14 protein-coding genes are annotated in these 12,553 nt (G+C 59.5%); 8 read left to right on the top strand and 6 right to left on the bottom strand.

Annotated features, from left to right (window positions below):
- Nucleotides 1-24: 24 nt before the first annotated feature.
- From IP79_RS01310 to IP79_RS01300, 3 genes are read left to right on the top strand one after another with little or no spacing between them, the layout of a single operon-like run.
- Nucleotides 25-639 (top strand): PIG-L deacetylase family protein, encoded by a 615-nt coding sequence (locus IP79_RS01310; protein WP_233994040.1) that lies wholly within the window; start codon nt 25-27, stop codon nt 637-639.
- A complete protein-coding gene (locus IP79_RS01305) occupies nt 636-1,217 on the top strand; it encodes an SAM-dependent methyltransferase (protein WP_054117449.1) in 582 nt (193 codons plus the stop codon). Before IP79_RS01310 ends, IP79_RS01305 begins: the two co-directional genes overlap by 4 nt.
- Nucleotides 1,214-2,062 carry a glycosyltransferase family 2 protein gene (locus IP79_RS01300; protein WP_054117448.1) on the top strand — a complete coding sequence of 283 codons (849 nt, stop codon included), beginning with the start codon at nt 1,214-1,216 and terminating at the stop codon, nt 2,060-2,062. Before IP79_RS01305 ends, IP79_RS01300 begins: the two co-directional genes overlap by 4 nt.
- A gap of 32 nt (nt 2,063-2,094) precedes the next feature.
- On the opposite strand, the gene IP79_RS01295 is transcribed toward IP79_RS01300, so the two are convergent.
- Together IP79_RS01295 and gntA are read right to left on the bottom strand one after the other, a co-directional pair.
- The gene (locus IP79_RS01295) at nt 2,095-2,733 is read right to left on the bottom strand and encodes a DUF1989 domain-containing protein (protein WP_054117447.1); all 639 of its coding nucleotides are present in this window, start codon (nt 2,731-2,733) and stop codon (nt 2,095-2,097) included.
- On the bottom strand, nt 2,730-3,491 hold the full coding sequence (gene gntA / locus IP79_RS01290; protein ID WP_233994039.1) for a guanitoxin biosynthesis heme-dependent pre-guanitoxin N-hydroxylase GntA: 762 nt from the start codon (nt 3,489-3,491) through the stop codon (nt 2,730-2,732). The genes IP79_RS01295 and gntA overlap by 4 nt, the downstream gene beginning before the upstream one ends.
- A 305-nt stretch (nt 3,492-3,796) precedes the next feature.
- Between gntA and IP79_RS01285 the strand changes: the two genes are divergently transcribed.
- Entirely contained in the window at nt 3,797-4,153 is a 357-nt protein-coding gene (locus IP79_RS01285) for a PRC-barrel domain-containing protein (RefSeq protein WP_054117446.1), read from the top strand.
- A 159-nt stretch (nt 4,154-4,312) separates the two neighbouring features.
- Here IP79_RS01285 and IP79_RS01280 read toward each other — a convergent pair whose 3' ends face one another.
- Entirely contained in the window at nt 4,313-4,990 is a 678-nt protein-coding gene (locus tag IP79_RS01280; protein WP_197273705.1) for a Crp/Fnr family transcriptional regulator, read from the bottom strand.
- Nucleotides 4,991-5,556: 566 nt separating this feature from the next.
- Between IP79_RS01280 and IP79_RS01275 the strand changes: the two genes are divergently transcribed.
- Complete coding sequence (locus IP79_RS01275) at nt 5,557-7,695, top strand: PAS domain-containing protein (RefSeq protein ID WP_054117445.1); 2,139 nt, start codon at nt 5,557-5,559, stop codon at nt 7,693-7,695.
- Between the two features lie 14 nt (nt 7,696-7,709).
- Nucleotides 7,710-8,075, top strand: coding sequence for a response regulator (locus tag IP79_RS01270; RefSeq protein WP_054117444.1), 366 nt, complete (start codon nt 7,710-7,712; stop codon nt 8,073-8,075).
- Between the two features lie 41 nt (nt 8,076-8,116).
- Here the strand turns inward: IP79_RS01270 and IP79_RS01265 are convergent, their stop codons facing one another.
- From IP79_RS01265 to IP79_RS01260, 3 genes are read right to left on the bottom strand one after another with little or no spacing between them, the layout of a single operon-like run.
- On the bottom strand, nt 8,117-8,956 hold the full coding sequence (locus IP79_RS01265; RefSeq protein WP_082336940.1) for a Crp/Fnr family transcriptional regulator: 840 nt from the start codon (nt 8,954-8,956) through the stop codon (nt 8,117-8,119).
- 54 nt (nt 8,957-9,010) lie between these two features.
- A complete protein-coding gene (locus tag IP79_RS15610) occupies nt 9,011-9,160 on the bottom strand; it encodes a hypothetical protein (protein ID WP_197273704.1) in 150 nt (49 codons plus the stop codon).
- The gene (locus IP79_RS01260; protein ID WP_054117442.1) at nt 9,157-9,486 is read right to left on the bottom strand and encodes a nuclear transport factor 2 family protein; all 330 of its coding nucleotides are present in this window, start codon (nt 9,484-9,486) and stop codon (nt 9,157-9,159) included. The genes IP79_RS15610 and IP79_RS01260 overlap by 4 nt, the downstream gene beginning before the upstream one ends.
- 105 nt (nt 9,487-9,591) lie before the next feature.
- Here IP79_RS01260 and IP79_RS01255 point away from each other — a divergent pair, with 105 nt between their 5' ends.
- Nucleotides 9,592-10,497 (top strand): LysR family transcriptional regulator, encoded by a 906-nt coding sequence (locus IP79_RS01255; protein ID WP_054117441.1) that lies wholly within the window; start codon nt 9,592-9,594, stop codon nt 10,495-10,497.
- 55 nt (nt 10,498-10,552) lie between these two features.
- Nucleotides 10,553-12,517, top strand: coding sequence for an SLC13 family permease (locus IP79_RS01250; RefSeq protein ID WP_082336939.1), 1,965 nt, complete (start codon nt 10,553-10,555; stop codon nt 12,515-12,517).
- Nucleotides 12,518-12,553: the final 36 nt, after the last annotated feature.

Raw genomic sequence — 12,553 nt, 5'->3', positions numbered from 1 at the left:
CCTTGGCGGCGGACGCGCTGGCTGGTGATTGCGCCGCATCCTGATGATGAAACACTCGGAGCAGGGGCGCTAATCCATGATGCAGGCGCACGAAAGCGTCTGGCAGGGATCGTCTACCTTACCGATGGCGGGGGTTCGCACCCCCGAGGCACCGCGGGCCTGCGTGCGGTGCGCAGACGTGAAGCACGCCGTGCCGTCAATCTGCTGTCAGCAACATCGGTTCCCATCGACTGGCTCGGCTGGAAAGACGGCGAACCATGCAAGGCCGGCAGCCTTCGGTTCGATCGCACGGCGATGCGATTAGCGGCCACGATCCGTGCCCGGCGTATCGATGCGCTCGCGGTTTCCGACCCCGGAGACAGCCATTGCGATCACATCGCGGCGTTCGAACTCGCTTGCGAAACCCGTGCCCGGTCGCGTCGCAAGCTGCAGATTTTCACCTATTCGGTGTGGGATGAACCGGCCTGCCGGGGGACGCGATTTCGTACGTTGCCGATGCCGGTCAGCCTGCGCCGAAGGGCCTTGTGCGCGCACCGCAGCCAACTCTCTCCAAGTATGGGTCAGGGCTTTCGTCTCCCCTCGCCCATGCTGCGAATGCGCGCGGCTGACTGTGTTGTCGCGGTAAACTGGCCACGATGACCGCACCCCGCAGTCTTGGCGCTGACTATTTCGAGGGCATCTTCATGTCTGACGAGGATCCCTGGAACCTCGCCACTAGTGATTACGAGCGACGCAAATTCGACCGGACTATCGCTGTGCTGCAAGATCGCCGCTACACCGCCGCCCTTGAAGTGGGATGCGCACACGGGGTGCTTACCGAACGTTTGCATCATCTGTGCGACCGCCTTCTGGCGATTGATATCAGCCAGACAGCGCTGCGCCGGGCGAAAGAAAGATTGGCAAATCGTACGCACATTACCTTTGCGAATATGGCATTCCCCCAACACAGCCCAACCGGCACATTCGATCTCTGCCTTATGTCGGAAGTGGCCTATTACTGGGATCCGGACGACTTGGCAGTAGCCGCGCGGTGGATGAATGATCATCTTGCGCCCAACGGGCGGGCGCTTCTGGTGCATTACACTGGCCCCACCGATTATCCCTGCAGCGCGGATGAGGCCGTAGCCGTACTCGAGCGCGCGACGGCTGGGCACTTCGCACGCTGCATGGCAGAGCGCCATGCCGGCTATCGTCTCGATCTGTGGGAGCGCCGATGAGCTTTTCGGTCCTCACCATTGTCCGCAATCGAACGGCCCATCTCGTCAATCTGCTCGAAGGCGTGCGGCGAAGCGCGACCCAGCCTGACGAATTGATCGTTGTCGACATGAGCGATGCGCCGGTTCGCCTGAGCGGGCTGCAAGCCTACGTGCGGATCGAGCGGTTCGAGACATCCGGGCTGCCCTTGGCAATGGCACGCAACCATGCCGCGGCGTGCGCCACCGGTGACCGGCTAATCTTTCTGGATGTCGATTGCATCCCCATGGGCGAATGCTTAGCCCGGCTCTCGGCTGCGATCGACGAGACCGACGGTCTGGTATGCGCCGAGGTGCGCTATCTCGGGCCGGGCGATACAGCGGAAGGTTGGGACGAGGCGTCACTGATCGCTAAAGGCAAGTCTCACCCGGTGCGTCCGTTTCCGCGTGACGGGCTGGAATCGGTTAGCAACCCCGGATTGTTCTGGTCTCTCGCATTTGCAGTCCGGCGCAGCACCTTCGAGCGCATCGGCGGGTTTGACGAGCGCTTCACCGGCTACGGCGGAGAAGACACCGATTTCGGATTCGCGGCAGATCAGGCAGGCTGCCCTCTCTATTTTCTGGGCGGCGCGCTGGCTTGCCATCAGTATCACGACACTTTCGACCCGCCCTTGCAGCATCTTGAAGACATAATCGCCAACGCCAACCGCTTTCATCGCAAGTGGGGCATCTGGCCTATGGGCGGTTGGCTCGATCAATTCTCGCAGTCGGGGCTGATCACGTGGGAAACCGATAAAATCCGGATGCTGCGTCGTCCAAGCGAGGAAGAACTCGCCAGCGCCTTGAGCGTCTGGCCCAGCGATGGATAATGGTGCCGGGACCGGTCAGGATGAGAGGTAACTCACTGATGCACACCGCGCCGCTCAGCCCCCTGTTCCACATGATCGCCGTCGCTGACCTGACGCGTGATTTCGTAGTCGATCGGCTTGAAACTACCTCCGTTGGAGGCATAGGCCGAACAGGCGGTCAGCCCGATCACCAGATCCATCTCGGCTTGCAGGCACACAAAGTCACCCGGCCGTGTTTCGGGGGGAAGCACCGCAAGCCTTCCACCAGCTCCGACCGTGACATTCATGAACACATTGAAGGCGGTCGGGATTTGATCCGGTTCGATCCCATGCGGTGCCAATGCTTCCGCCAGATTGCCGAAGCAGCCGCGGTGCAACGGCTTATCCGGATAAAAGTGACGAAAGGTGTCGTACGAACACGGCGTCAGCAGGAAATCGTGATGCGGCGCGTGATCTTCAACGATGGTCAGCATCACGCGCGACCGGTTCGACCATAGCCGCGAACCACGGGTCAGCCGCAAACCCTCTTCGTAATCGAATGTCCGTCCATTTGAGAGCATCTCTCTGGGATCCTGGGCGCTCACTGCCAGCAGATCGCTGACCTGACCACCGTCAGGATCGATCACCGTTAACAGGTCGCCCCGATTGAGATGCACGGCGACCCCGGTGCGCGGTTTGATGCGCTCGATCATTTCGCACCGCGCGGCGAAAGCGGACAACGCCAATTACTGCCTACCGCACGCCCACTGTACTGCCGCGCCTCACTGATCTCTCCATGGCGTGCGACCATCGGATTGGGTTCGCCATCAAGATCCGCGTCGCGCGTCAGAATAACCTCGCGCATGCGTTCGTAATTCTGCTCCGCGCGCAGCCGTTTGAATTGGTCGTGAGGATTGAACATGATTGCAGGGAAAGGTAGCCGGCGTGCCTTGCGCGAAGCTTGCGGGTGGAGGCCGACGGCAAACATGGCCTGGCCCCCAAAACTCAGCGCGAAATGCGGATCATCCGGGTCGTCGCTAAAATCGGGAGCATAGTTGTATCCGCGTTGCCTGTCTTCGGCCATCAACGCGCCGAGCCTGCGCCACAGCGCGGTCTCGAAATCAGGCTCGCGCAGGTTTTGGGGGCCCGCAAAGATTACGGCGAGGCTGCGAAAGCTCTGAACCCCCGCATCATCGACCGAGCCGAGGCGCAGCAATGCATCATGGATGCGCAGATCATCGCTTGTCGCAGAGATCGCTCCGACCGTAAGGATCGTCAGGCCGCCTTGGGCCAGCGCTGATTTCGCACCTACACATGGGAAATCAGATTGCCCGATATGCTCTATAATACAACGGCGCAAAGTTTCTTTCGCTGAAGATCTAAAGATTTTACCGGACACTTGCGGTTCAAAATTAGCACTTCCATTATTTTTAAGCGTGGGAATTTTTTCCAACAACATTTCGGCTTCCAAATTTTTATTGCAATCCCGCCAGACCTTAAAGATTTATCCATTGCTATCTTTAACTTGGATGGGGAACCTCGGCGGTTGGTCGCCTATTGGCGGCGGATCAGCGTAATGGGTCCGGCGTACCGGCTCACCGTCTGATCGCAGTTCAAACCCCACTTCGTACCAGTGAAAAGCCAATGCGTTTCATCGTGTGATTGGGGCGGTTCAGGCCGGACAGCGGGCCAAACCTGAATGAACTGACCTATGTAAATTTTGCCGTGTGTTTCGTGCAGTAGCGTCAGCTATGCCTATCAAAGGAGGATATTCTGATGGCTGATACGATTAATACAGACGAAACCAACGCGCTGATTGCTTCCAACAAGGTGGAAGGCACAACTGTCTACAATGTGCGCGGAGAGCGGATCGGAACGATCAATAATTTTATGGTCGACAAGATTTCAGGACAAGCTGAATATGCCGTACTGCAATTTGGCGGCTTCCTCGGAATCGGAGCCGATTACTATCCAATCCCGTGGAATATTTTGAGCTACGATGTCGAGCAGGGCGGTTATGTCGTCGATATCGATAAGGACCGGCTCGACGCGGCGCCGCGCTACAGCGACCAGGAGCCTTCGTTTGACGCGCAATATAACCAGCAAGTTTATTCCTACTATGGCGTGAACTGATTGCGAAACGATCCCGCCTGTCTGCCTGTTTAACTGGTTGGCGGGCGGGATCATCACAGCTGGGCAATAAACGTATCTGCGATCGCTGGTCCTGCGCTGGTGCAGCCAGATTATCGACATCCCCAACAGGCCCTTCCCACAGTCGGGCACGCGTCTCGATTAGCGATTGAAGTGCAAATAGCTGCGCTTGAACATCGCAACCCGCTTCAGTTCGTCGAGATCGACAATCCGCAATTGCCGGTCAGCCAGTTCGATCAGCCCCGCGCGTCGAAGCTCCTGTAAAGTCCGATTGAGATGGACGAGACTCATACCGTTGGCTTCAGCCAAATGGTGCTGCGTGATCGGAAAATCGAATGCCAGATCATCCACCAGATCGACCGCCCGGAGGCGGTAATAGAGCTCGACAAACAGGTGAGCGAGCCGTTCGAGCGGTGAACGCTGGCCGATGGACAGCAGCCATTCGCGCTGGATACCCGATGTGACCAATTCGTGCCAAAGCAATGCCCGCGTGAGGTGCGGACGGGCGTCGATCACCTCTTGGAACTGGTGCGGCTGAATCTCGAAGTAACGCACATCGGTGAGCGCGCCGATCGAATGGTCAAGCTCGCTCAGGATGTAGACGTTAAGATCGCAGAAATCGCCGGGCAAAAAAAAGCCAACGATCTGGCGGCGTCCATCGGGAAGGTCTTTGTAGCGACACGCCCAGCCCGAAACCAGCAGGCGGATCACAGTAGGCTTATCGCCTTCACGGGCGATATCGGTGCGCGCCTCGCGCTGGAGCAAAGTGCCCACCATCAACCCGGAAAGGGCTGCACGATCTGCCTCGTCGAGCGGCATGTACCGGCTAAGGAGACGGAGAAGCGGCTCTATCGCCGTAACATTTTCTTTCGCCCCGATTGTCGTCATAGCGTCCATAACGGTTACCTTCGGCAATCATACAGCAACAGAAGCCGATACCGTGAATCCGCAGATATGATTCCGACACACTTACCTAGATTAGACGCATAAAACATTTTTTCCAGCCGCCGCTTCAGCGCCAACTTTCCCGGCCAAATGCGGCATCCGGCAAAGGCTGAAAGTCAATGGTTGCCGGGAGGGTCGCTGTCAAAGGCCGCATCATGCTGCGGTTGCTGGCCGCGACGTGGGAGCGCGTATCCCGCAGCACCGATGGCGAGCAAAAAAACAACGAGCCTCATGACGATCTCCCGTTACAACGGCGGTTTGCGACCGGCCGCCGATCTTACGGTAGAGTCTCGGCGCTCAGGCGATAGCGGTACTATCTTCCGCCGCGCGCTCGTCCTTATCGTGGAACAGACGCCCGGGATGGCACGGGAGGAAGGCAACCTATGTTAGGCAATTAATGCGCCTGATCGCCTAATTCCGTGCATCGAGAGGCAAAACTGATGACGGATTTCGATCAAGACGGCCAGCACAGCCTGTTGGGTGCGGCGTTCTCGGCCCTGCCGGATGCCGCCTGCATTCTCGAACCGGTTGGCCGACTGGGCGAGACGGATCGGAACTGGCGCTATCTCGCCGTCAATCCGGCCATCCAACGGCTGCTGGATCTGGGCGATGTGATAGGCATGACTCTTCGTGAGCGGTTTCCGCGAGCGGCAGAAATCTGGTCGCCTGATCTGGAAAGGGTATTGAAAAACGGGGTCGCCGAAGTGCTGGTCCGTCAGGGTTCGGAGACCGGGCAAGTGCTCGAGATCACCCTTGCCCCGCTCCAATGCGGCCAAACCAGCGCCGTCATGGCGCTGATCCGTGATGCCACCGGCGAACATCGCGCGCAGGAAAAGCGGCGTGCGGCTGATGCGCGCTACAAGTTGCTGTTCGATGCAATCGATGAAGGCTTCTGCATCATCGAGGTGCTGTTCAACAATGAGGGCCAAGGGGTCGATTACCGCTTTCTGGAGGCCAACAGTGCTTTTGCAGCGCATACCGGTCTGGACAATGCGGTCGGCCACCTGATCCGCGAGCTACAACCCGATATCGAGGATCACTGGTCAGCCGTTTATGGCCGGATCGCCATGTCAGGCGCGGCCGAGCGGTTCGAAAGCCAGTCGACGGCTTTAGGCCGCTGGTTCGATCTGTTTGCATTTCCTGTGGGAGAGCAGGCACCATTTCACGTGGGTATCCTGTTCTCCGATGTCACCGGCCGCAAGCAAATGGAACAAACGCTGCGCCACAGCGAAAAGCGCCTGCAATCGCTAATTGACGCAAGCTCGGACCTGCTGTTCAAGATCAACGCCGATGCCACATTGATGGAGCAGGTCGGCGGCAAGCCGCTGATCGATGATGTTGGCGAGGCCAGCAACTGGATCAAACGGTTCGTGCACGACCGAGACCGCCCAAAGGTCCAGCGGGTTGTCGATGAGGCGATCCGGCGGCGCGAACCGTTCGAAATCGAACACCGGTTTCTTGCTACCGATGGCTCCACCGGATGGCTTCACTCACGCGCCGTGCCGGTGTTGGCCGAAGATGGCAAAGTTGCCGAATGGTTCGGGATGGCAACCGACATCACGGCCCGCCGCAAGATCGAGCAGCAGCTTGCCCACGGCACGCAAATGCTGCGCGTTGCCAGCGAGATGGGGAAGGTGGGGCTGTGGGAATGGAATGTTGAAACTGGCGAAATGACCTGGTCAGCAGAACATTACCGGATGGAGGGATACGCGGTCGACGAGGTCGTGCCGACCTATGATCTGTGGGTGGACCGGGTGCATCCCGAAGATATTGTCGCGGCAGAAGCCAAAGTATCAAAAGCGATGGAATCGGGTGTGGATTATGTCCACGAATACCGCGTGATCCATCCCACCGGCGAGATCCGCTGGCTTTCAGCGCGGGGGCGTTTTCTCTATGACGAAAAAGGACAACCGGTGCGGATGTTAGGGGCGATGATCGACACCACGCAGCGACGGCGCGAGGAGGAATGGCAAAAGCTGTTGGTCGCCGAATTGCAGCATCGCGTTAGAAACCTGATCAGCATGGTCCGCTCGGTCGCGCGACTGTCAGCATCAAGCCACCGCAATGTCGATAATTATGTCGATCACCTGATCGGACGTCTTCAGGCAATGGGCCGCACCCAAAGCACGCTTACCCGCTCGCCAGGGCGGAGCGTGGATCTGGCCGAACTGGTGCGCGAGGAATTGCTGGTGCACGCAGCGCGGCCGGATCAGAACCTTGTCGATGGGCCGGAGGTAGCGCTTTCGCCGCACGCAGCCGAGATCGTGACACTTGCGATCCACGAGCTTGCGACCAATTCGATCAAATATGGCGCGCTGGGCGATACCGGATACATTCGGATCACTTGGGCTACCGAGGAAAAGGAAGGGACAAAATGGGTCCATCTGAGGTGGCAGGAAACCTCGCCGCCGAGCAAGTCCAAGCGGGGCCGCAAAGGGTTTGGACGCAAGCTGATCGAGGAACGGGTTCCATATGAACTCCAGGGCATCGGCCGCTTCGAAGTGCATGATACCGGCGTGCTTGCGCAGCTTGAGTTCCCACTGATAGATGGGCCGAGCATTCTGGAAACCGGATCATGAGAGGCCCAGCGGCAATGAACAAACCCGTTCTGTCCGGCCGGCGCATCATCATCCTGGAAGATGACTATTTCCAGGCCAATGATTGCAAACAAATGCTGGAACAGGCTGGAGCATCGGTGATTCTGGTGTCTGCTGTGGTGCCCGACTTGTCATCGCTTAGACAGAAAGGGCCTATCGACGCCGCGCTGATCGACATCAATCTTGGCCAAGGGCTTTCGTTCGATTTCGCGCGGCAACTGCGCGACCAAGGCATCCCCTTCGTATTTCTGACCGGCTATGATTCCGCGATACTGCCTGAGGACTTGTCAGGCTCTACATGGATCAGCAAACCGGCTGCTGGTGCGCAGGTATTGGCGCTGCTGGCCGGCCAGCCGATCTAAATTAACAACAGCGTGCCCGGCGGCGCAATGCCACTGGCAGTTCAGGCTGCCACAGGCCGCCGTTCATAGGCAGGTGCCGGCCGGGTCTGCGGCGCGAGATAGGCGCTATCAAACCCGGCGATCTGTTGCAAACCGCGCAAATCCTCAATGGTCAGCTGCTTTGATCGCAGCGTAATGAGGTTTTCCTGCCGGAGCTGCTGAAGCTTGCGATTGATATGCACGGGCGTCAGCCCGAGCACGTCGGCAAGGTCATCCTGCGTCAGCGGAAAATGGAACTGGCCATCCTTCACTCCATCAATAATCTGAAGCCGGTAATGAGTTTCGCACAGCAAATGCGCCATCCGCTCAAGCGCATCGCGCCGCCCGATGTTCACGATCCATGATGATTGAACAGCGTTTTCCATGCGGCCATATTGCAGCATTGCCTCACCGATCAAAGGGAAGCGATTGATCGTGCGCTCCATGTCGGAATAAGGAATTGTGACAACACGGCAAGGGCTTAGCGTCACCACCTCTTCTATCGCAGTTCCGTTGGGCGAGGCATCGAAATAGAACGCATCGCCGGGCAAAAGCAGACGCGTGATCTGGCGTGCTCCGTTTCGCAGGATCTGGTAACGCGCCGCCCAGCCGCTGAGCACGACAGGGAAGGAGGCAATCTCGTCTCCCTCACGGGCCAGATACTTCTTCGCGCCGATATCGCGCGCTTGCCGGCACAATTCCTCGAAAACTTCGAGTTCGACGCACGTAAGGTCGGTTGCATGCCTCAAGCGTTGCAGGAAAAGATTGAACACAGCGAACCTCCAAGATTGCACAATTTGCAATTTGCCCGGTTCGCGGAATGTCTGCTCCGTCAAAAGACATACCCATGCGCCGTTTTTCAACCATTCGTCCCGTCAACGGCTCCAAATGGCCCGCAAGGTTCGGCCATGTTGCCTTCAGAGGATAGAACATACGTGATTGCACGCTCTCCTGTCATCTGTGACCGGAGTGAGTTGTTCGAACAGCGCCACCGTGGCTGCGCCGGCTCCGCGGGTGCCCGATGTGACTAGCGCGCGCTTGCCCTCCAGCGTGATGAAGGGGATCATGGCACGATCTCCAGTGCTGCGATCAAATCGCCTTCGAGCGCGAAGAGATAGCGCAGGTCTACCGGGCTTCCCGGGAAATTGCCCGCGAGATGGCTGGTCACCATAATCCGCCCCCCGTCATGCGCGAGTGCGAACGGTTCGACGGTGTAGGCATACTGGGTCGACGCATTCGCCAGCCACTGGCGGATCGCTTCACGCCCGACAAAGGTGTTGCCTTCGTCGATCACGGTTCCATCAGGGGTAAAACAGGCGGCAAGCGAGGCAGGATCGCTGCCTTTGTCGGCTGCGAAGTAGTGAGCGATGGGGCCGGGCAATTCGATGCTCATTGTCGTTCTCCAGGTGGATTTGCTGCTGTCCCCACCCCAATAGAGCTTTGACGTTATCCGGATAAGCAGGATAAAGGAGGATGTGACGTTACGGATATCAGGACAATGCGGAACTTCAGCCTTGCCGATTTCGATGCGGTTCTCGCCATCGGGCGCAGAGCATCGTTCCGTGCGGCTGCGCTCGATCTCGGCATGTCGACGAGCGCGCTCAGCAACACGATCGCCAAACTTGAGAGCCAGTTGGGCGTGCGTCTATTCAATCGCACCACGCGCAGCGTTGCGCTGACCGATGCGGGGCGCCGATTCATCGAGCAGGTCTCGCCCGCGCTTTCGGATATCCATCAGGCGCTCGACACGGTTCGCGCGCAGCAAGACACGCCGGCCGGTATCCTGCGCATCAATACCTTCGCCGCCGCCGGGCGCGAGGTGCTGGTGCCGCTGGTGCTGGAATGCCTCAAGCGCTTTCCGCAGATCGGAGTTGACCTGGTGACCGAGGGCAATCTCGTGGACATCGTTGCCCATGGCTTCGATTTCGGGATCCGCAGCCAGAACCTTGTGCCCGAGGACATGATCGCCATTCCTCTCGGGCCCGCACGCCGTCATGCGCTGGTGGCCTCGCCTGCATATCTGGCCGAGCACGGCGTCCCGCGCGTGCCTTCGGACCTGTCGCGACATGCCTGCATCCGCACGCGGCTCCCCAATGGCGCACTGTTGCGCTGGCCGTTTGAAGCCGAAGGGCAGCCGCTGCCGGTCGATGTCCACGGCCCGCTCACGCTCGACGAGGCTAGTCTAGCACGTCTTGCGGCGCTCGCCTCGGTCGGGATCGGGTTTTTCATGGAGTCCGATGTGCGCGAGGATATCGCGGCCGGGACGCTGGTGCGGATTTTGGAGGCTTGGACGCCGCCTCTGGCGCCGCTTTGCCTTTACTACCCCAGCCGCCGCAATCCGCCTGCGGCCTTCAGGGTCTTCGTCGATCTAGCTCGTGAGGTGGCGCGGGCCAACGCAACGTAAACGGCTACTCAAGCATGTGCTGGCGCGCTTCGAGTTGTTGAGCTAGCCACCGGCGATGCAATCCTTGCTCGACGAATACATCAGTCCACACGGGCCCTATATCGGGCTGGCGCTGCTTGTCGGCATCTTTGCGGCATTCGCGACGGAGCGGAGACCGCCGGTTGTCATCGCCGTTATCGGCGGCGTGCTGATGATGGCGCTAGGATTTCTGCCACCGCGCGAACTGCTGGGGGTGTTCAGCAATTCGGCGCCGATTACGATTGCGGCCATGTTCGTGCTGTCGGGGGCACTGCTGCGCACCGGTGCGCTCGAAGAAGTGTCGGGCTGGATTATCCGCCGAACCTTGCGCAAACCCAGGTTGGCGGTGGCCGAGATCGGTGCCGGCACAATCGCCGCATCGGCATTCATGAACAACACGCCGGTCGTGATCGTCATGATCCCGATTGTCCAGCGCCTCGCCCGCGTGCTCGGCATTGCGGCCACGCGGTTGCTGATCCCGCTGTCTTATATCTCCATCCTCGGAGGAACGCTGACGCTGATCGGCACCTCGACCAACCTGTTGGTGGATGGGGTGGCGCAGCAACAGGGCCTCGCGGCGTTTGGCATCTTCGAGATCACCATCGTCGGCCTGTGCGCGTCTGCAGCCGGTCTTGCGATGCTGACGCTGACAGGCAAGTTCCTGCTGCCAGACCGGGCAGCGCACGCGATGGACGAACAGGGCGAAAGCGATGCCTTCCTGTCGCACCTGACGCTTGTTGGCGAAAGCCCGCTGGTAGGCCGGAAAATCGGGGACGTTGCCCTTTTCCGTAGGCCAGGTTTGCGTCTGGTAGGCGTCCAGCGCGGCAAGACGATTAATCGCCGCGGCTTTGACGAATGGCCGCTGGCGGCAGGCGATCAGCTGATCGTGACTGCCAGCCCGACCGAGCTTGCATCGCTGGCCGAGGCGCACGATTTCAAGGTCGGGTTGATGGGCATGGGCGGCGGCGTGGCGACAGCCGGGCCTGACCGGCCCAAGGACATGCGACTGGTTCAGGCGGTGATTTCACCGTCCCACCCGATGATCGGGCGTCGGCTGGCCGAGATACCATTGCTGTCTCGCCTGAAGGTGCGTGTGCTCGGACTTGTCAGGCCTCGGCATATCGCCGGCCCCGATCTAGCGAATGCCCGCGTGCGGGCAGGTGACCGGCTGCTGATTGCGGGAGGCAGCGATGCCGCCCAGGCGCTACAGTCGAACGTCGGCCTGACCGATGTCAGCGAGGCCAGGGCCCGCGCTTTTCGTCGTGCTCAGGCGCCTATCGCGATCGGCACGCTTGCCGGTGTCGTGCTCCTCGCTGCCGCATTCGGATGGCCGATAGAAGCTCTTGCCATAGCCGGGGTCGGGATCGTGATGCTGTTCCGCTGCCTTGAACCCGAAGAAGCATGGGGCGCGATCGACGGGAATACCCTGGTGTTGATTTTTGGAATGTTGGCCGTCGGCAGGGGGCTGGAGAACGCCGGCACGGTCGAACTGATCGTCTCCAGCCTCGAACCCTTGCTGACCACCATGACGCCGCTGTTGCTGCTTGTGGCGGTCTATGCCGTCACCAGTATCTTGACTGAAACTGTTACCAACAATGCCGTGGCTGTGATCATGACCCCGATCGCCATCGGTCTGGCCCCGATTGCCGGGATCGATCCTCGCCCGCTCGTGGTCGCGGTCATGTTCGGTGCCAGCGCCAGCTTTGCGACGCCGATCGGCTATCAGACCAACACACTGGTCTACGGCGCTGCCAATTACCGCTTCATGGATTTCGTGAAGGTCGGCGTGCCGATGAATATCGCGGTGGGCGTAGCCGTATGTAGGCGATCCACTGGCTTTACTGATCGCTCTGATAAGTGCCTGCTAAGTCGCCGCGCCGAGCACCAGCCCGCCAAGCGCACAAGCCGCGAGAATGCGGAATACCGACCAGCCGAACTTGAATGCCAACACGCAAGCGATGACAGCATGCCCGCGATTGCGCAGCGCTGCGTGCGGCGATAGGTTTACGCGTTGCCGACTAAGGCATCGCCTCTCACG

This window comes from Porphyrobacter sp. AAP60 (assembly GCF_001296025.1).
Lineage (GTDB): Bacteria > Pseudomonadota > Alphaproteobacteria > Sphingomonadales > Sphingomonadaceae > Erythrobacter.
This window is presented reverse-complemented; position numbering and strand designations above follow the sequence as displayed.